Origin of the sequence: Bradyrhizobium sp. OAE829, from assembly GCF_040546575.1 — a bacterium.
Lineage (GTDB): Bacteria > Pseudomonadota > Alphaproteobacteria > Rhizobiales > Xanthobacteraceae > Bradyrhizobium.
On record NZ_JBEPOE010000001.1, the window covers coordinates 3379098 to 3396573 of the forward strand.

Consider the following 17476-nt stretch of genomic DNA (forward strand, 5'->3'; position numbering starts at 1 on the left):
AGAATGGTGGGCACGGCGCGACGCGCCTTTGCCCACCCTACGCAGCGCGTGCTCGTAGGAGGTGAGAAAGCCTTCAATAATCCTTCAGCAGCCGCTCGATGTAGTCGAGTTCGATCTGGGGGCGGGCCGGATCGGCGAGGCGCCGGCGCAGTTCTTCCAGAATGCGGCGCACGCGTTGCACGTCGATCTCGCCGGGGATCTTCACCGAATAGTCGTCGCTGAACTCGTTGTTGCGCATCGGCCGCCCGAGCGGATCGGTATTCCTTTGCGCGCCCTGCTGCCGGCCGTTCGGATTACCCGGACCGTCTCCCGGCTGGTCGCCGTCGCCCTGCTGCATCGCTTCGGCGAGGCTCCGCGCGCCCTTGCGCAGCGCATCCAGCGCGCGGCCTTGCGAATCCACCGCGCCGTCGGCATTGCCTTCGCCGAGCCGGCCGGAGGCGTCACCCATTGCGCCATCGGCTTGCTCCAGCCCGTCCTCGCCGTCGCCCTGGTCGCCGCCGGGCTGGCCTTGCTGACCCTGTTGACCCTTTTCGCCGCGCTGGCCCTTCTCGCCGCGCTGGCTCGGACCCATGCCGCGCTTGGCGAGTTCTTCCTGCAATTTCTTCAAGCGGTCGCGCAGGCCCTGCTGGTCCTGCTGCAGGTCGCCCATGCTCTGCTCGCCCTGCTTGCCGCGCTGACGATCGCGCCGCGAATCCTGGCCCTGCTTGTAGGTCTTGTCGCGCAATTGCTGCTGCTTGCGGATCATGTCGCCGAGCTCGTTCAGCGCCTGCTCCATGTCGTTGTCGCCGCCCTGCCCGGGCTGCGCCATCTGCAGGTTTTCCAGCATCTGCTGCAGCTGCTCCAGCAATTGCTTGGCCGCATCCTTGTCGCCGGAGCGTGACAGCCGCTCCATCCGGTCGAGCATGCTCTTGAGATCCTGCTGGCTCAGCATCTTGGTATTGGGATCGAGCGGCCGCGCCAGTTGCTGCGGATTGTTCTTGAGCTGTTCGGCGAGCTGGCGCAGGAAATTGTCCAGTGCGGCGCGCAGATTGTCGGTGAGCTTCTTGATCTCCTCGTCGCTGGCGCCGCGCTCGAGCGCCTGCTTCAGCGCCTCCTGCGCGGCGCGCAACGCCTTGTCGACATCGGTGATGTTGCCGTCCTCGATCGTGACCGCGAGCGACCACAGGCTCGCCACCACCTCGCGCATGGCATCGTCGGTGCGCGCCGCCTCGAGCTGGCGCGAGACGCTGTAGAGGCCGAGATAGTGGCCGGCTTCCGGCGTAAACAATTCCGGCGCGATCATCAGCGCGGCCAGCGCGGCATAGACCTGGCCATTCTGGTTGGCGTCCAGCGCCAGGATACGGCGCTGCTCGATCAGGGCACGCGCCAAGGGCTTGGTGAACAGCCGCTCCGGCAGCCGCATGTTGAACGGCTCGCTGCGGCCTTCATTGCCGGCCTCGTCCTTGGCCGTCAGCGTCAGCGTGACGTCGGCGCCGGCATAGGGATCCTCGCTGAGATCCTTGACGGTCTGGCCGACACCATTGCGGGTGCGCGCGTTCGGCAGGGCCAGCGGAAATTGCGGCGCCGGGAACAGCGGGCGCGCCTCGGTGGTTTTTTCGGCCGTCTTCTCGGCGGCCTTGTCTCCGCCTTTGGCGCCCTTTGCCGGTTCCTTGCCGATTTCCCTGACTGCTTCCTTGCCGGGATCGGCCGGCCGGGCCGCGAACGAGGCACGGGCTTCGGTAACGCCGTAATCATCCTCGAGCTTGTAGGACATCTGCAGCGAGCCGCGAGCCTGACGCTCGGGATCCTTCGCCAGCGAAATGGTCGGGGCACGGTCGGGCGTCGCGGCGAACCGCCATTGCGGCTGACCGGCCGGTGCGCGGACATGGGCGGTGCCATCGCCGGCGATCTTGAAATGCCGCTCGTTGGTGCCCTTCGGCGCCTGTTCGCTGGGCGCGACTTCAGTGACGCCGCCACCCACCACGACATCGATCGAGCCACCGCTGGAGCGCACCAGAAGCGTGCTGCCGGCCGGAACCGCCAGCGGCCCGCTATTGGGTCCAGCGTCCTTGCTCGCGGCGGAAAGAATGATCGGCGGCTTGCTGGTGTAGACCGGTGGCGTCACCCAGGCATCGACCCGGACATTGGCCGGCGCCAGCACGCCGTTCCAGTCGAAGGCGGCAGCGATGCGCATCGCGCGTTCGTCACCGGCGGCAAAATAGGCCGCCACCGCCATCACCATGACCAGCGCACGCAGCGCCCAGGGATCGTGGATCGGCAGCCGCGGCGACGGCAGACCGGCGCGGATCCGCTTGATCGAAGCCAGCGTCCGCTCGCGCTGCTCCTTCCAGAGCGCGAGCGCGATCGGATCCTTGCTGGCCAGCGTGTCGGTGAGCGCGGTCGCCGGGCGATGGCGAATGCCGGTGCCGCGGTCGAGCCGGCTCAGGCTCTCTTCACGGGTCGGCCAGCGATAGCGCAAGATCGGGTACAACGCGCCGAGCGCCAGGCCCGCGAACAAGGCAATGCCGACGACACGGGCGACAAACGGCAGCGCCAGCCATAATCCGGCCCAGGACGCCACCAGAAACAGTCCGACGACGGTCAACAGCCGGGCCAGAATCGGCCATCCGCGCTCCCACGCGATCGCATACTGGGCCCGCTGCAGGGCCTGCGTCAGTTGAAGCCGCGCCACCGCATCCGGCTCGCGCGCTGGCTCCGTGGGGTCAGGGTTGGCGCCGTTCAATAAACTCTCCGGGTTGCCGACAAATCAGCCTAGCACAGCGGCGGCAATGAGGCACCCGTTTCCAGGGCCAACCCACACCCGGAAATACGCATAACACGAAGGCGTGACTGCGGGCCGGCAACCCCCTAACGTCGGCCAGAACCAGTAAAAATACCGAAGGAAACGTCATGGACAAGAAGACCTACGACAAGGGCCTGGAAGTGCGCAAAGCCGTGCTCGGCGAGGCCTATGTCGACAACGCCCTGAAGAACGTCGACGATTTCAACCGGCCGTTCCAGGAACTGCTCACCGAATATTGCTGGGGCGCGGTGTGGGGCCGCGAGGAACTGCCGCGCAAGACCCGCAGCATGCTCAACCTCGCCATGATCTCGATCCTGAACCGGCCGCATGAATTGCGCACCCACATCAAGGGCGCGCTGACCAACGGCGTGACCAAAGACGAGATCCGCGAAATCTTCATGCAGGTCGCGATCTATGCCGGCGCGCCCGCCGGCGTCGACAGCTTTCGCATCGCGCGCGAAGTGTTCGCGGAAATGGACAAGGGCTGAAGTCTCACCCCTCATGGTGAGGAGGCGCGCTTGCGCCGTCTCGAACCATGAGGCCCGGAAAGATTGATCGACAACACGTCCTTCGAGACGGCCGCGATGCGGCCTCCTCAGGATGAGGACCGTCCTCAGAAACTCAGGAAAACAACACCATGGAAATCGGATTCATCGGCCTCGGCAAGATGGGCTTCCCGATGGCGCGCCGGCTGATCGAGGCAGGCCACCAGCTCACCGTGTTCGATACGCGGAAGGAAGCCACCGACAAGCTTGCGGCGCTCGGCGCGCAAGTGGCGTCATCGCCAAAGGATATCGCCGATCGCTGTGAAACGGTGCTGGCGAGCCTGCCGTCGTTGCAGGCCTCGCTCGACGTCGCAACCGGCGCCGGCGGCGTGATCGAAGGCAAACGTGTAAAACGCTTCGTCGACCTCTCCACCGTCGGCTCGCAAATGGCAACGCGGATCCACGGCCTCCTGGCCGCGAAGTACATCGTGCAGATAGACTCTCCCGTCAGCGGCGGCGTCGGCGGCGCCGAAAAGGGCACGCTCGCCGTGATGGTGTCGGGCCCGCGTGCCGATTGCGACATGTTGAAGCCCGCGCTCGGCGTCATCGGCAAGGTGTTCTTCATTGGCGAGAAACCGGGTTCCGCTCAAACCATGAAGCTCGCCAATAATTTCCTGTCAGCCACCGCAATGGTGGCGACGTCGGAAGCGGTGGTGATGGGCGTCAAATCAGGGCTCGATCCCGCCGTGATGGTCGACGTGATCAACGCCGGCTCGGGAATGAATACCGCCAGCCGCGACAAGTTTCCGCGCGCGGTGCTGCCGCGGACGTTCGACTTCGGCTTCGCCACCGGACTGATGGTGAAAGACGTGCGGCTCGCGCTGGACGAGATGAAGTCGCTGGGGCTGTCGATGGAAGTCGCCGAAGCGGTCGGGCGGCTGTGGGAAGTCGTGATCCGCGACCAGGGCGCGGAGTCGGATTTCACCGAGGCGATCAAGCCGATCGAAAAGGCCGCGGGTGTGATCGTCGGCGGCGCCAAGGGCGGCAGCCACGCCGCGAAGTGAGGCATCGCGCAGGATAGGTGGAGCGAAGCGCTCCACCACCTACGCGCCCGATCCGCTCAATAACCCTGGCGGTAACGCCGGCCGCTGCCTTCCGGCCGCCCGCCGTAATACGGATTCTCGATGCACTGCGCGGGAAGGCCCAGTGCCGTCGCGTTGCACTGCTCCAGCGAAGTGTAGGCGCACTCAATGCGTTCACCACCGAAAGTCTGGATCTGCTTGATGCAGACTGGATACCTCGGATTATAGGTCTGGGCGCGCGCCGGCGACGTCGCCGAAACCGCCGCCATCGTCAAGACAGCCAAAGCCAGAATGCGCATCGGAATCTCCTTTGTAATCGGCACAGTGTCAGCGTGCGCTGACAAATATGCTAGGGGTCACAGCCACGGCGCCTGCCGGTCCATCGCGATCAGTTCGTCGACCTCGATGCGCGGACGCACCACCGCGAACTGATCGTCCTTGACCAGCACTTCCGGCACCAGCGCGCGGGTGTTGTAAAAGCCTGATTGCACCGCGCCGTAGGCGCCGGCGGTCATGATCGCCAGGAGATCGCCGGCCTTGGGCTCGGGGATTTGGCGGTCGAGCGCCAAATAATCGCCGGTTTCGCAGACCGGCCCGACCACATCGGCGGTAATCGTCGGCGTGCCCAGCGCAGCTTCGCGCACCGGCAGGATGTCGTGATGGGCTTCATACAGCGTGGGGCGGATCAAATCGTTCATGGCCGCGTCGATGACGACGAAATTCTTGGCGTCGCCCGGCTTCACATAGATCACGCGCGCAACGAGGATGCCGGCATTGCCGACGATCATCCGGCCCGGCTCGAACATCAGCGTGCAGCCGAGATTATGCGTCACCCGCTTGACCATCGCGGCATAGGCTGACGGCAGCGGCGGCGCTTCGCGGTCCATGTGATAGGGAATGCCGAGCCCGCCACCGAAATCGATATGCGAGATGTTGTGGCCGTCGGCGCGCAAGGTCCGCACGAAGTCGGAGAGAATCCGGAACGCGGTCTCCATCCGGCTCAGATCCGTGATCTGGCTGCCGATATGCATATCGGTGCCGGTGACCTCGATCCCGGGCAGCCTTGCGGCACGGGCGTAGACTTCGCGGGCGCGCGCAATCGGCACGCCGAACTTGTTCTCGGATTTCCCGGTGGCGATCTTGGCGTGGGTGCCGGCATCGACGTCAGGATTGACGCGCACCGAAATCCGCGCGGTCCGGCCCATTTCGACCGCGAGCCGCGACAACAATTCCAGTTCAGGCTCGGATTCGACGTTGATGCAGAGGATATCCGCCGCCAGTGCCGCGCGAAGTTCCGTTTCGGTCTTGCCGACGCCGGAAAACAGGATCTTGTCTGCGGGTATCCCCGCCGCCAGCGCGCGCTTCAACTCGCCGCCGGAAACCACGTCGGCGCCGGCGCCGAGTTTCGCCAGCGTGCGGAGCACCGACTGGTTGGAATTGGCCTTCATGGCGTAGCAGACCAGCGTCTTCTCGCCGGCGAAGGCCTCGGTGAACACCCGGTAGTGGCGCTCCAGCGTCGCGGTCGAATAGCAATAGAACGGCGTTCCCACGGCATCCGCGAGGTCGGAAAGATTGACCGCCTCGGCGTGGAGCACGCCGTTGCGATAGTCGAAGTGATTCATGGTGCGCGCGCTCAGTTACCCAGCAGCGGGTCGAGTATGAATGGTTTCTTTTTGCCCCTGGCCGCTTCCGGCTGGGCGTCGGACCCGAAGCCCGGATTGTATACGCCCGGCTGGGCCGCGCGCTCGGCCTCCGAATCGGTGGCCGCGGATTGCGCCGACGCATTCGAGGCGTTCGGCGGCAGATCAAGGCCGCCCTTGCGGCCGCAGCCGCCGAGCGCAAGCGCGCTCACGCTCAGCAGGATGATGGCCCATCCCGACGATGTCGGCCGGTAGTTACGTGTCACGACGAAATCCCCAATGCGCGCTGCACCATACAAAGATTGCCTTGCGATGGCGAGGCCTGACGCCCCCATGAAACCCAAGAAAAACCCAAGAAACTACAGCGAAATTTTTGGCCTCAGCCCAATTTTCGCTCTTTTTCCAGCCGCTTAAGCCAGGACTTGGCTTGGGCCGCCACGTTTTTCGGTGCGGTGCCGCCATAGCTGGTGCGGCTCTTGACCGACGCTTCCACCGACAGCACGCGCAGCGCCTCGGCCGTAATCTTCGGCTCGACCTCCTGCATCGCCTGCAGCGGCAGTTCGTGCAGCGCCACGCCCTGTTTCGAGGCGAGGCCGACGATGCGCCCGGTGACGTGATGGGCGTCGCGGAACGGCATTTTCAGCGTCCGCACCAGCCAGTCGGCAAGATCGGTGGCGGTGGCATAGCCCTCGCCCGCGGCCGCCTTCATCCTGTTCTCGTCGGGCACGAGGTCGGCAACCATGCCGGTCATCGCCCGGATCGCCAGCGAGAGGGCGGCGAACGCTTCCATCGCGCCCTGCTTGTCCTCCTGCATGTCCTTCTGATAGGCGAGCGGCAGCCCCTTCATCACGATCAAAAGCGCCGTCAGCGCACCGATCACCCGTCCGGTCTTGGCGCGCACCAGTTCGGCCGCATCGGGGTTGCGCTTTTGCGGCATGATCGAGGACCCCGTGGTGAACTTGTCGCTCAGCCTGATGAGGCCGACCAGCGGCGAGGTCCAGATCACGATCTCCTCGGCGAAGCGCGACATATGCACCGCCGCGATCGACGCTGCCGACAGCGTCTCGAGCACGAAGTCGCGATCCGATACCGCGTCGAGCGAATTGGCCATTGGCCGGTCGAAACCGAGGGCCTTGGCGGTGGCGTGACGGTCGATCGGAAACGAGGTGCCGGCGAGCGCGGCCGCACCCAGCGGCGATTCGTTCAGACGCTTGCGCGCATCCGCAAAGCGGCCGCGGTCGCGCGCGGCCATCTCGACATAGGCCAGGAGATGATGCCCGAGCGTCACGGGCTGGGCGGTCTGCAGATGGGTGAAGCCGGGCATCACGGTGCCGGCATGTTCCAGCGCCCGCTGCACCAGGACATATTGGAACGCGGCCAGCGCCGCGTCGGTCTCATCGATGGTGTCGCGCACGTAGAGACGAAAATCGGTCGCGACCTGGTCGTTGCGCGAACGCGCGGTATGCAGCCGGCCGGCGGCGGGCCCGATCAGATCGGTCAACCGGCTCTCGACGTTCATATGGATGTCTTCGAGCGCGCGCTTGAAATCGAAAGCGCCTTTTTCGATTTCTGACAGAATCGTGTCTAGACCTTTGCCGATATTTTTCGCATCACCGGCGGTGATAATGCCCTGCGCAGCGAGCATCGCGGCGTGGGCTTTGGACGCGGCGATGTCCTGGGAATACATGTGACGATCGACGTCGATGGAGACGTTGATTTCCTCCATGATCGCATCGGGACGCTCGGTGAAGCGGCCGCCCCACATCTTGTTGCTCATGACTTCTCGCTCACGACTTCTTATTCAGGTGCTGGCTATTCAGGTCTGGCATTTATCGTCGAAACCGGCGAAACGCCGTGCCGGTTTCGGCCGTAACATCAGCACTGCATAGCCGTATCTGATACAGGATGACAAACGATATGCCCGAAACGCCTGCCCCTCGCCCGGCCGCCACGCGCCGGATCCCCATCGCCGTCGGCGCGGTCCTGATTGGGACGGCGATCGGCTTTGCCGGGGTCTACGGATTCGGCGGCCTCAAGCGCGGTTCGGGCGGCGATGCCGCCTGTGCGGGCGCGGTCGAACTGGCACGCAAGATCGGGCCTTTGGCGCATGGCGAGGTCGCCGCGCTGACCATGGCCACCAGCCCGCTCAGGCTGCCTGACCTCGCGTTCGAAGATGCCGAGGGCAAGCCCCGAAAACTCTCGGACTGGCGCGGCAAGACCGTGCTGGTCAATCTGTGGGCCACCTGGTGTGTGCCCTGCCGGAAGGAGATGCCGGCGCTCGACAGCCTGCAGACCAAGCTCGGCGGCAAGGATTTCGAGGTGGTCGCGATCAACATCGACACCCGCGATCCCGACAAGCCCAAAAACTTCCTGAAAGAGGCCAACCTGACCAGACTGGCCTATTTCACCGACGCAAAAGCCAAGGTTTTTCAGGATCTTAAGGGCATAGGCAAGGCGCTCGGCATGCCGACCTCGATCCTGGTGGACGGCCAGGGCTGCGAAATCGCCAATCTGGCCGGTCCCGCCGAATGGGCCAGCGACGACGCGATTGCGCTGATCAAGGCCGCGGTGAAGCCGGTGACGGCGGGGTTTTAGACCCTGTCAGACCTCATCCTGAGGGGCCCGCACTTGCGGGCGTCTCGAAGGATGCAGGCCCGTCTGTGGCCGCATGGTTCGAGACGCGCGAAGACGCGCTCCTCACCATGAGGTCTTCCGGGGGCGGGGTTAAGCGATCGCGTTCAGATTGCCGCCGACGCCCGCAGCGAGGTTGGCGGTCGAGGGGATGCCAAGCAGGGTCTGGACCGCGGATTTCTCTGCGTCGTTGTTCTGTTTGATGATCGAGGTCTGAATCTGCTGCTGCAGACCGCCCGCCTGCATCGCAAGCATGCTCGAAACCATAGCCATCATGTCCATACGCAAGACTCCCGAAACGCGGGGAGACCCTAGCCGGCGGTGGTTAATGATCGGTTTTCAGGCCGCACTTGCCGCGAAGGCCGCGCCGAGGGTGCGCAGCGTCCGTCGCGTGCGGGGATCGGAAGGTTTCGAGTAAAGGATGACGTCACGGGAGGGCAATGGCGGCAGACCGAGCCGCAGCCCGAGATCGACGGTATCCGACGGCGCCACCCGGCGCGCCAGCGCTGCCACTGCAAGTCCCGCTGATATCGCAGCCCCAATGGTTGCAAGCCCACCGCCGACGAAGGCCTCGGTCCATTCTACGCCGGCGGCGTCGAGAACATCGACCGCCATGGCGCGAACGCTGCAAGGCTCGGCCTGGGTCGCCAGCCGCAGCGGCGCGCCGGGCTGGCGATAAAAATCCGGCGAGGCCATCCAGCCGAATGGCTCTTCGAACAACACGTCGCCGTCGCGGCGCTTGGCATCGTGGCGCAGCACGATCGCGGCATCGAGCGTGCCGTCGTCGAAGGCCGCCAGCACGGCGCGGGACGTATCGACGTGCAATTGCATCACCAGACCCGGATCGGTGGCGTTCATCCGCTTCAACAACGAGGGCAGTTCTGTTCCGACGATGTGGTGGCTGATGCCGACCACCAGCCGGCGGTGTTCGACGACGAAGGCCCCGACCGCCGACTGGTGCGCGGCAACGAGGTTGCGCGCCGCGCCGAGGAAGGCCGAGCCCTCCGCGGACAGACGAACCAGGCGCGGCGTTCGCTCCAGCAGCCGCCGGCCGAGCCCGTCTTCCAGCCGCTTGATCTTCAGGCTGACCGCGGATTGCGTGGTGTCCATCGCCTCAGCGGCGCGGGTGAAGCTGTTCAGGTCGGCCACCAGCACAAAGGCCTGGACCGCCTCGACGTCGAGCGCCTTCATGGCCATCCATTTAAAAATGCAATCACTGAAATAGTATTCCATACCGTTTTACAATGATCAAGAGGCGCCTAGGTTTGGTCGACGCCAACCGATCGACACCAGGAGATCCACCATGCCGCTGACCCGGGTTTCATTGCGGCGGGGCAAGCCCGCCGCCTACCGCAAGGCCATCCTTGAAGGCCTCTACCGCGCCATGCGCGAGACCTTCGATGTGCCCGAAGGCGATCGCTTCATGACGATTTCAGAACATGACGAAGGCGATTTCGTCTACGGCGCAGACTATCTCGGCATCAAGCGCAGCGACGATCTGGTCATCATTCAGCTCACCGTCAGCAACACGCGGCCGGTGGCGCAAAAGCAGAAACTGTATCGACGCATCGTCGAGCTTCTCGCCGAAAGCCCCGGCCTGCGGCCTGAGGACATCTTCATCAACCTCGTCGAGGTGCTTCCCGAAAACTGGTCGTTCGGCCATGGCGAGGCGCAATACGTCCGATGACCGCCATGCCAGCACTTTCGCCGCGCATGCACGGCATTCACGCTTCCCCCGCATCGATCCTGCGCCGCCGCGCCCGCGAGCTGCTCGCGGCCGGCCGCGACATCATCGAGTTGTCTTCGGGCAATCTCGACTTTGCAACGCCGGACCATGTGATCGCCGCCGCGCACGCCGCGGCACTGCGCGGCGAAACCCGTTATACCGACGTCGACGGCACCCCGGATATGAAGCGCGCGGTCCGTGCCGCATTGCTGCGTGACCATCGTCTCAGCTATGCGCAGGACGAAATCATCGTCTGCAACGGCTCGACGCAGGCACTGTTCAATGCCCTGCAGGCGACGCTGGCGCTGGGTGACGAGGTGATCATCCCTGCGCCCTACTGGGCGCCCTATCTCGATCAGGTCCGCCTGAGCGGCGGCACGCCGGTGACCGTGCCCTGTTCGCAGAACAACGGTTTTAAGCTCCGCGCCGACGATCTGCGCACCGCGATCGCGGCGCGCACGCGCTGGCTCATCATCAACAATCCCGTCAATCCCTCCGGCGCCGTTTACTCGGCGGGCGAATTGTCCGCCATCGCCGCGGTGCTGTTGCAGCATCCGGACATCTGGATCCTCGCCGACGGCCTCTACGAGCACATGGTGTTTGGCGGCATCCCCGCGCCGACGCTCTCCGCAATCGAGCCTCGCCTGAGGCCACGGACGCTGACCATCAGTGGCGTTGCCAAGAGCTACGCCATGATGGGGTGGCGGGTCGGCTATGCCGCCGGACCTGCCGCGCTGATCGGCGCGATGACCAGGATCCAGTCGCAGACCACCAACAGCGCTTCATCGATCAGCCAGGCCGCCGCGGTGGCAGCCCTCGACGGACCGCAGGATCTGTTGTCCGAACGCGCTTCCATCCTGCGCGCCAGGCGGGACCGTTTTGCCGAGATAGTGAATGATTGCGTGGACCTGTCGTGCGAGCCGCCGGAAGGCACGTTCTACCTGCTGGTCGCCTGCGCCGGGGTGATCAGCAAACGTAGCCCGGACGGCAAGCTGATCGCCACCGACCGCGATTTTGCGGCCTACCTGCTCGACCACGCCGATCTGGTGGTCGTTGCCGGCGAGGATTTCGGTTTGTCGCCCTATATCCGCGTCAGCTTTGCCAATCCGCTACCTGTCATCGAGGAAGCCGGAAGGCGACTGAAGCGCACATGCGACGCGTTGCGATGACGCGTCGGCAGCGCTCGACCTGACTTACGAGAGGAATTACCGCGTCGGAACCGGCTTGTCGCCGCGGTAGTCGTAGAAACCGCGCTGGGTCTTGCGACCGAGCCAGCCGGCTTCGACGTATTTCACCAACAGCGGGCACGGCCGGTATTTCGAATCCGCCAGCCCCTCATGCAGCACCTGCATGATCGACAGGCAGGTGTCGAGACCGATGAAATCGGCCAGTTCCAGCGGCCCCATCGGATGGTGCGCGCCGAGCTTCATCGCCGCGTCGATCGCCTCGACGTTGCCGACGCCTTCATACAGCGTGTAGATCGCCTCATTGATCATCGGCAGCAGGATGCGGTTGACGATGAAGGCCGGGAAATCCTCGGACACCGCGATCTGCTTGCCGACCTTGGTGACAAAAGCCTTGGCGGTATCGAAGGTCTCGTCGTCGGTGGCAATGCCGCGGATCAGTTCGACCAGTTCCATCGCCGGCACCGGATTCATGAAATGAATGCCGATGAATTTCTCGGGACGGTCGGTCGAGGCGGCGAGCCGCGTGATCGAAATCGACGAGGAATTGGTGGCGACGATCGCTTCCGGCTTCAGCACCGCGCAGACGTCGTGGAAGATCTTGCGCTTGACCTCTTCCTTTTCGACCGCGGTTTCGATCACGAGGTCGCAGTCCGAAAGCCCATCGATGGTCTCGGTCGAGGTGATGCGGTCGAGCGCCTGCTTGCGGTCGTCCTCGGTGATCATCTTTTTCACGACCTGGCGCGACAGGTTGCCGTTGATGGTCGCCATCGCCGATTTCAGCCGGTCGGCGGACACGTCGTTGAGCACCACGTCCAGGCCGGCCAGCGCCGCCACATGGGCGATGCCATTGCCCATCTGGCCCGAGCCGATCACGCCGACCTTCTTGATTGTCACCGCCATCTTGTCATCCACCCGAACGGCACGCATATCGCGCCAGTTCATCCCGTTAGGCCCCGGCCCGAACCAAGGCTAAAACCTGTTTTCGACGCGTTTTCTTCAAGCGAACCCGGTAGCCACTTCGCTTGAAAACGCTGTCCCTAGATTAACACCGGCCGGAGCTTACGCGTCCGGCCGCTGTTTGACTGCCGTTATTTTCCGAGCTTGCCGAGCGCCTCGGTCAATTCCGGAACCGCCTGGTACAAATCCGCAACCAGGCCGTAATCGGCGACCTGGAAAATCGGCGCGTCCTCATCCTTGTTGATCGCAACGATCACCTTGGAATCCTTCATGCCGGCGAGATGCTGGATCGCGCCGGAAATGCCGATCGCGACATAGAGCTCCGGCGCCACCACCTTGCCGGTCTGCCCGACCTGCCAGTCGTTCGGCGCATAGCCGGCATCGACGGCGGCGCGCGAGGCGCCGACGCCCGCGCCTAGCTTGTCGGCGAGCGGCTCGATGTATTTGGCAAAGTTCTCGCGGCTCTGCATGGCGCGGCCGCCGGAGACGATGATCTTTGCCGAGGTCAGTTCGGGGCGGTCGCTTTTCGCGACTTCCTCACCGACGAAGGTGGAGAGGCCCGGATCGGCCGCGGAGGCGGCGTTCTCAATCGCAGCACTGCCGCCGTCGCCTGCCGCGGCGAAGGTCGAGGTCCGCACCGTGATGACCTTCTTGGCGTCCTTGGACTTCACGGTCTGGATCGCGTTGCCGGCATAGATCGGCCGCTCGAACGTGTCTGATGACACCACCTTGATGATTTCGGACACCTGCATCACGTCGAGCAAGGCGGCGACGCGCGGCATCACGTTCTTGAAGCGCGAAGTCGCGGGCGCGACGAAGGCGTCATAGGACGGCGCCAGCGCCACGATCAGCGCGGCCAGCGGCTCTGCAAGGTCGTGGGCATAGGCGTCGCCCTCGGCAACCAGCACCTTGGTGACGCCGGCCAGCTTCGCCGCCGCCTCGGCCGCAGCCTTGGTGCCCTGGCCGCCACCGGCGACCAGCACGTGAACCTCGGCACCCAGCTGGGTGGCCGCGGTCAGCGCCTTGTTGGTGGAGTCCTTGAGGGCCTCGTGGTCGTGTTCAGCAATCAACAGCGTGGTCATCAGAGAACCCCGGCTTCGGTCTTGAGCTTCGAAATCAGTTCGGCGACGTCCTTGACCTTGACGCCTCCCTTGCGGCCCGGCGGTTCGGTGGTTTTCAGCACTTCGAGATGCGGCGTGAGATCGACGCTGTAGTCGGCCGCGCTCTTGTCGGCGATCGGCTTCTTCTTCGCCTTCATGATGTTGGGCAGCGAGGCGTAGCGCGGCTCGTTGAGGCGGAGATCGGTGGTGACGATGGCCGGCCCCTTCAGCTTCAGGGTCTGCAGGCCGCCGTCGACTTCGCGCGTCACCTTGAAATCGGAGCCGTCGACTTCGAGCTTGGAGGCAAAGGTCGCCTGCGACCAGCCGAGCAGTGCGGCCAGCATCTGGCCGGTCTGGTTCGAATCGTCGTCGATCGCCTGCTTGCCGAGGATGACGAGGCCGGGCTTCTCTTCGTCGACGATGGCTTTGAGAATCTTGGCGACCGCCAGCGGTTCGACATTGCCTTCGGCCTTGACGAGGATGCCGCGGTCGGCGCCCATCGCAAGACCGGTCCGGATCGTCTCCGAGGCCTGTGCGGGCCCGATCGATACCACCACCACTTCGGTCGCCTTGCCGGCTTCCTTCAGTCGCAGCGCTTCCTCGACGGCGATTTCGTCGAACGGATTCATCGACATCTTCACGTTGGCGAGTTCCACGCCCGTTCCGTCGCTCTTGACGCGGACCTTGACGTTGTAATCGACCACCCGTTTTACCGGCACAAGAACCTTCATCGATCCTCTTTCGCTTGAATTCTGGGGTTTGGTGAGCTTTCTATTAGCTTGGGCGCGGAACCTAAAGGTCCCGCTATCGGCGGTCAACGCGCGAAAGCTAAAAATCGACCCCTTCAGACGACCACTTTAGCGGTTCTGGCCGGGCACCCACAACACGTCCCCGGCGCCATTATCGTTCATGGCGCGGCTGGCGACGAACAGGAAATCCGACAGGCGGTTCATATATTGTATGGCAGGCTCGCTGACCGGCTCTTCCGGGCTGGCCGCCAGTTCCACCATGATCCGTTCCGCTCTGCGACATATGGTGCGGGCGAGATGCAGGTATGCCGCAGCGGGGGTGCCGCCGGGCAGCACAAAGGAGGTCAGGGGCGCCAGATGGGCGTTGAGCGTATCGATATCGCGCTCGAGCCGCTCGACCTGGCTGGACAGCATCCGCAGCCGCTCCGCCTTGCCGTCGCGCTGGGGCACCGCGAGATCGGCGCCGAGATCGAACAAATCGTTCTGGATCAGGCCCAGCATCGCATCGAGTTCGCGCGCCTGCGCCAGATGCAGCCGCACCACGCCGATCGCGGCGTTGGTCTCGTCCACGGTTCCATAGGCGCTGATGCGCAGATCGTATTTCGGGCGGCGTTCGCCGCTGCCGAGCGCGGTGGTGCCGTCATCGCCGGTCCGCGTGTAGATTCGATTAAGCACGACCATTGGCGGATCCCCTCTTACTTGCCCTATTTGCCCATCGCCCAGACCACGGCCATCGTGATGACAATGGCGATGAATTGCAGCAACACCCGCAGCCGCATCAGATTCTGCGAGCGGCTGGGCGAGCCGCCCCGCATCATGTTGATGAGACCCAATAGCAGCACGATCGCAACGGCAGCGACCGCGATGGGCAGAACAATCGAACCAAAAAAGGAAGCCATCGGCGCTACATAACACCGTGCCGGGCCGGCCGCCATATGTTCACAGAGCCTGCACAGATGCCTGATCGATCTGGCTTTTAGCCCAATAATATCAGAAGCTAGGGTGATGTTCCGATCGAACCGTCAATCGCAAGGCCAGGGTGGCATGTGAGGCAGGTCAAGTACGTCTATCACGTCGTGATGGATGCATTTTATACGTTCCTCGCCGATGACGGCTGGGCGATCGCCAGCCATATCGCGCTGTCGACGCTGATGGCGCTGTTTCCGTTCCTGATCGTGCTGACCTCGCTGGCCGCTTTTGTCGGCTCCAAGGAACTTGCCGACCAGTCTGTTGAACTGCTGTTGCAGGTGTGGCCGCAGCAGGTCGCCGATTCGCTTTCAGGCGAAATTCACGACGTGCTGACCACGACCCGCGGTGACTTGCTGACCATCGGCGCGGTGCTGGCGGTGTACTTCGCCTCGAACGGCGTCGAGGCGCTGCGGGTGGCGCTGAACCGCGCCTATTCGGTGATCGAGCCGCGAAGCTGGTACTGGCTGCGGCTGGAATCGATCGGCTACACGCTGGTCGCCGCCTTCACCGCGCTGGCGATGGCGTTCCTGATCGTGCTGTTTCCGTTGATGCTGGAAGCGGCGCGGCGCCACATTCCCTTCTTCGTCGAGACCAACGAGCACTTCCTCAACGTCACCCGTTACAGCGTCACCATCGGCGCGCTGATCATAGCCCTCTTCATCCTGCACGCGTGGCTGCCGGCGGGCCGCCGGAGCTTTCTGCAGATCCTGCCCGGTATTATCTTCACTTTGGTTGCGTCGCTGCTGTCCGGCATCGTGTTCGGCCAGTATCTGACGCGCTTCGCCGGCAACTACGTGACGATGTATGCGGGACTGGCATCCGTCATCATCGCGCTGGTGTTCCTGTATTTCATCGCCGCGATCTTCGTTTACGGCGGCGAACTCAACGCAGCGATCATCAAGTCGCGGCTGCCGCGCGGCGTGTCGCTTCAAGCAGCGCAGTCGCTAGCGCACGTGGACTGACAGGCTTGACCAGGAAGGCGTCGGCCCCCGCAGCGCGCGAGGCCACCTCGTCCTCGCCGCGCCCCGACACGCAGATGATGGCGATGCGGCCGAGCGGCGGAGCGAGCGCCCGAATGCGCCTGATAGCCTCGATGCCGTCGATGCCCGGCAGCACCATATCCATCAGCACCGCGTCGAAACTGCCCTGCACAATCCGCTCCGGCGCAGCCTCGCCCTGGCCGATGAACTCGGTCTGGTGGCCGAGTTCGGTCAGGATGGCGTTCAGCACGACGCGGCCGAACGGATTGTCCTCGACGCTGAGCAGGCGCAAGGACCGCAGCGCCGCGGTCGACGGCTCGCCGTCGGCCCCGGTCATGATCGTAATCGGGCCCTTGGCCGGCGACATCACGACGCTGAGCGTGAAAATGGTGCCGCCGCCGCGCCGTTGCGTCACCACGATGTCGCCGCCCATGGCGCGCGCGAGTTGCCTGACCGACGACAACCCAAGCCCGGTGCCGCCGAACTTTGAGGCGATAGAGACATTGGCCTGCGAGAACGGGCGGAAAAGGCGCTTGATCTCGCTGAGCGTGAGGCCGATGCCGCTGTCGGAAACCGCAAAGGCGACGCCGATTTTGCCCTTGGGCGCGCGCAGCGGCGACACGACAAGCGTGACGCTGCCCTGTTCGGTGAATTTCACCGCATTGTCGATCAGGTTCTCCAGCGCCGCCCGCAGCCGTACGGGATCGCCGACGGCGAATGCCGGCAGCTTTTCGGAAATCTCGACCGACGACTGCAGACCCTTCGCCGCGGCCCGCCCCGTCAGCGAATCGCCGGCGTTGCGCGCCAGCGTGCGCAGATCGAAGAAATCGTGGCGCACGGTGAGCCCGGGACCGCTGCTGCGCGCGGCATCGACGAACAAGGTCGCAAGGCTCGCCAGATGTTCCGCGCCGGCCTTGATGGTGTCGACCCAGCGCCGTTCGCGCTCGTCGAGGTCGGATGTCGCCAGGAGATTGCTGATCGCCAGAATGCCGGTCAGCGGCGTGCGCACCTCGTGGGCAAAGGCCGCCAATGCCACTTCGACCACGCCGGGCCCGGCTGCCGCTTTCCGCGAACCGCGTTTCTTCGCGCCAACGCGCGATACGCGCTTCTTCTTCGGCTGTTTTTTGGTCAGCCGCGTTGTACGCCGTGAACGCGGTGATGCCGCCATGGTCCGCCTTGCCCCAGCTT

General features: G+C 64.3%; 19 protein-coding genes. 6 read left to right on the forward strand and 13 right to left on the reverse strand.

Going from position 1 to position 17476, the window contains the following annotated elements; translation table 11 throughout:
• Nucleotides 1-73 precede the first annotated feature (73 nt).
• Complete coding sequence (locus tag ABIE49_RS16510; RefSeq protein WP_192738306.1) at nucleotides 74-2722, reverse strand: TIGR02302 family protein; 2649 nt, start codon at nucleotides 2720-2722, stop codon at nucleotides 74-76.
• A gap of 167 nt (nucleotides 2723-2889) precedes the next feature.
• Here ABIE49_RS16510 and ABIE49_RS16515 point away from each other — a divergent pair, with 167 nt between their 5' ends.
• Together ABIE49_RS16515 and ABIE49_RS16520 are read left to right on the forward strand one after the other, a co-directional pair.
• Complete coding sequence (locus tag ABIE49_RS16515; RefSeq protein ID WP_192738307.1) at nucleotides 2890-3270, forward strand: carboxymuconolactone decarboxylase family protein; 381 nt, start codon at nucleotides 2890-2892, stop codon at nucleotides 3268-3270.
• A gap of 149 nt (nucleotides 3271-3419) precedes the next feature.
• On the forward strand, nucleotides 3420-4331 hold the full coding sequence (locus ABIE49_RS16520) for an NAD(P)-dependent oxidoreductase (protein ID WP_192738308.1): 912 nt from the start codon (nucleotides 3420-3422) through the stop codon (nucleotides 4329-4331).
• A 56-nt stretch (nucleotides 4332-4387) separates the two neighbouring features.
• On the opposite strand, the gene ABIE49_RS16525 is transcribed toward ABIE49_RS16520, so the two are convergent.
• The 4 genes from ABIE49_RS16525 to argH form a co-directional block, all read right to left on the reverse strand.
• Nucleotides 4388-4648: a DUF3551 domain-containing protein gene (locus ABIE49_RS16525; protein WP_192738309.1), complete on the reverse strand. Its 261-nt coding sequence runs from the start codon at nucleotides 4646-4648 to the stop codon at nucleotides 4388-4390.
• Nucleotides 4649-4705: 57 nt separating this feature from the next.
• Entirely contained in the window at nucleotides 4706-5971 is a 1266-nt protein-coding gene (gene lysA, locus ABIE49_RS16530) for a diaminopimelate decarboxylase (protein WP_192738310.1), read from the reverse strand.
• A gap of 11 nt (nucleotides 5972-5982) precedes the next feature.
• The gene (lptM, locus tag ABIE49_RS16535; protein ID WP_192738311.1) at nucleotides 5983-6255 is read right to left on the reverse strand and encodes an LPS translocon maturation chaperone LptM; all 273 of its coding nucleotides are present in this window, start codon (nucleotides 6253-6255) and stop codon (nucleotides 5983-5985) included.
• A 113-nt stretch (nucleotides 6256-6368) separates the two neighbouring features.
• Nucleotides 6369-7766, reverse strand: coding sequence for an argininosuccinate lyase (argH, locus tag ABIE49_RS16540; RefSeq protein ID WP_192738312.1), 1398 nt, complete (start codon nucleotides 7764-7766; stop codon nucleotides 6369-6371).
• A 140-nt stretch (nucleotides 7767-7906) separates the two neighbouring features.
• Here argH and tlpA point away from each other — a divergent pair, with 140 nt between their 5' ends.
• Nucleotides 7907-8584, forward strand: a complete 678-nt coding sequence (gene tlpA, locus ABIE49_RS16545; protein WP_192738313.1) for a thiol:disulfide interchange protein TlpA — start codon at nucleotides 7907-7909, stop codon at nucleotides 8582-8584.
• 129 nt (nucleotides 8585-8713) lie between these two features.
• Here the strand turns inward: tlpA and ABIE49_RS16550 are convergent, their stop codons facing one another.
• Nucleotides 8714-8902 carry a hypothetical protein gene (locus ABIE49_RS16550; protein ID WP_192738314.1) on the reverse strand — a complete coding sequence of 63 codons (189 nt, stop codon included), beginning with the start codon at nucleotides 8900-8902 and terminating at the stop codon, nucleotides 8714-8716.
• Between the two features lie 57 nt (nucleotides 8903-8959).
• Entirely contained in the window at nucleotides 8960-9817 is an 858-nt protein-coding gene (locus tag ABIE49_RS16555) for a LysR family transcriptional regulator (RefSeq protein ID WP_210337428.1), read from the reverse strand.
• 106 nt (nucleotides 9818-9923) lie between these two features.
• Between ABIE49_RS16555 and ABIE49_RS16560 the strand changes: the two genes are divergently transcribed.
• On the forward strand, nucleotides 9924-10307 hold the full coding sequence (locus ABIE49_RS16560) for a tautomerase family protein (protein WP_192738316.1): 384 nt from the start codon (nucleotides 9924-9926) through the stop codon (nucleotides 10305-10307).
• A gap of 5 nt (nucleotides 10308-10312) precedes the next feature.
• The gene (locus tag ABIE49_RS16565) at nucleotides 10313-11515 is read left to right on the forward strand and encodes an aminotransferase class I/II-fold pyridoxal phosphate-dependent enzyme (protein ID WP_192738317.1); all 1203 of its coding nucleotides are present in this window, start codon (nucleotides 10313-10315) and stop codon (nucleotides 11513-11515) included.
• Nucleotides 11516-11551: 36 nt separating this feature from the next.
• Here ABIE49_RS16565 and ABIE49_RS16570 read toward each other — a convergent pair whose 3' ends face one another.
• From ABIE49_RS16570 to ABIE49_RS16590, 5 genes are all read right to left on the reverse strand, one after another.
• Nucleotides 11552-12433 carry a 3-hydroxybutyryl-CoA dehydrogenase gene (locus ABIE49_RS16570; protein ID WP_192738318.1) on the reverse strand — a complete coding sequence of 294 codons (882 nt, stop codon included), beginning with the start codon at nucleotides 12431-12433 and terminating at the stop codon, nucleotides 11552-11554.
• A 188-nt stretch (nucleotides 12434-12621) separates the two neighbouring features.
• Nucleotides 12622-13572, reverse strand: coding sequence for an electron transfer flavoprotein subunit alpha/FixB family protein (locus tag ABIE49_RS16575; RefSeq protein WP_192738319.1), 951 nt, complete (start codon nucleotides 13570-13572; stop codon nucleotides 12622-12624).
• The gene (locus tag ABIE49_RS16580) at nucleotides 13572-14321 is read right to left on the reverse strand and encodes an electron transfer flavoprotein subunit beta/FixA family protein (protein WP_192738320.1); all 750 of its coding nucleotides are present in this window, start codon (nucleotides 14319-14321) and stop codon (nucleotides 13572-13574) included. The genes ABIE49_RS16575 and ABIE49_RS16580 overlap by 1 nt, the downstream gene beginning before the upstream one ends.
• 126 nt (nucleotides 14322-14447) lie before the next feature.
• Nucleotides 14448-15020, reverse strand: coding sequence for a cob(I)yrinic acid a,c-diamide adenosyltransferase (locus ABIE49_RS16585; protein WP_192738321.1), 573 nt, complete (start codon nucleotides 15018-15020; stop codon nucleotides 14448-14450).
• 23 nt (nucleotides 15021-15043) lie between these two features.
• Complete coding sequence (locus ABIE49_RS16590; protein WP_192738322.1) at nucleotides 15044-15238, reverse strand: twin transmembrane helix small protein; 195 nt, start codon at nucleotides 15236-15238, stop codon at nucleotides 15044-15046.
• A gap of 180 nt (nucleotides 15239-15418) precedes the next feature.
• Here ABIE49_RS16590 and ABIE49_RS16595 point away from each other — a divergent pair, with 180 nt between their 5' ends.
• Nucleotides 15419-16270 (forward strand): YihY/virulence factor BrkB family protein, encoded by an 852-nt coding sequence (locus tag ABIE49_RS16595; protein ID WP_210337436.1) that lies wholly within the window; start codon nucleotides 15419-15421, stop codon nucleotides 16268-16270.
• On the opposite strand, the gene ABIE49_RS16600 is transcribed toward ABIE49_RS16595, so the two are convergent.
• Nucleotides 16206-17456, reverse strand: coding sequence for an ATP-binding protein (locus ABIE49_RS16600; protein ID WP_192738324.1), 1251 nt, complete (start codon nucleotides 17454-17456; stop codon nucleotides 16206-16208). The two genes, ABIE49_RS16595 and ABIE49_RS16600, sit on opposite strands and share 65 nt — an antisense overlap.
• Nucleotides 17457-17476: the final 20 nt, after the last annotated feature.

Excerpts from the sequence above, each read along its gene's own strand:
- tlpA (WP_192738313.1), top strand. The coding sequence starts at position 7,907 with ATGCCCGAAACGCCTGCCCCTCGCCCGGCCGCCACGCGCCGGATCCCC.
- ABIE49_RS16600 (WP_192738324.1), bottom strand. The coding sequence starts at position 17,456 with ATGGCGGCATCACCGCGTTCACGGCGTACAACGCGGCTGACCAAAAAA.
- ABIE49_RS16575 (WP_192738319.1), bottom strand. The coding sequence starts at position 13,572 with ATGACCACGCTGTTGATTGCTGAACACGACCACGAGGCCCTCAAGGAC.
- ABIE49_RS16590 (WP_192738322.1), bottom strand. The coding sequence starts at position 15,238 with ATGGCTTCCTTTTTTGGTTCGATTGTTCTGCCCATCGCGGTCGCTGCC.
- ABIE49_RS16555 (WP_210337428.1), bottom strand. The coding sequence starts at position 9,817 with ATGGCCATGAAGGCGCTCGACGTCGAGGCGGTCCAGGCCTTTGTGCTG.
- ABIE49_RS16550 (WP_192738314.1), bottom strand. The coding sequence starts at position 8,902 with ATGGACATGATGGCTATGGTTTCGAGCATGCTTGCGATGCAGGCGGGC.
- ABIE49_RS16515 (WP_192738307.1), top strand. The coding sequence starts at position 2,890 with ATGGACAAGAAGACCTACGACAAGGGCCTGGAAGTGCGCAAAGCCGTG.
- ABIE49_RS16570 (WP_192738318.1), bottom strand. The coding sequence starts at position 12,433 with ATGGCGGTGACAATCAAGAAGGTCGGCGTGATCGGCTCGGGCCAGATG.
- ABIE49_RS16565 (WP_192738317.1), top strand. The coding sequence starts at position 10,313 with ATGCCAGCACTTTCGCCGCGCATGCACGGCATTCACGCTTCCCCCGCA.
- ABIE49_RS16580 (WP_192738320.1), bottom strand. The coding sequence starts at position 14,321 with ATGAAGGTTCTTGTGCCGGTAAAACGGGTGGTCGATTACAACGTCAAG.
- ABIE49_RS16520 (WP_192738308.1), top strand. The coding sequence starts at position 3,420 with ATGGAAATCGGATTCATCGGCCTCGGCAAGATGGGCTTCCCGATGGCG.
- ABIE49_RS16560 (WP_192738316.1), top strand. The coding sequence starts at position 9,924 with ATGCCGCTGACCCGGGTTTCATTGCGGCGGGGCAAGCCCGCCGCCTAC.
- argH (WP_192738312.1), bottom strand. The coding sequence starts at position 7,766 with ATGAGCAACAAGATGTGGGGCGGCCGCTTCACCGAGCGTCCCGATGCG.
- lysA (WP_192738310.1), bottom strand. The coding sequence starts at position 5,971 with ATGAATCACTTCGACTATCGCAACGGCGTGCTCCACGCCGAGGCGGTC.
- ABIE49_RS16585 (WP_192738321.1), bottom strand. The coding sequence starts at position 15,020 with ATGGTCGTGCTTAATCGAATCTACACGCGGACCGGCGATGACGGCACC.
- ABIE49_RS16595 (WP_210337436.1), top strand. The coding sequence starts at position 15,419 with ATGGATGCATTTTATACGTTCCTCGCCGATGACGGCTGGGCGATCGCC.
- ABIE49_RS16525 (WP_192738309.1), bottom strand. The coding sequence starts at position 4,648 with ATGCGCATTCTGGCTTTGGCTGTCTTGACGATGGCGGCGGTTTCGGCG.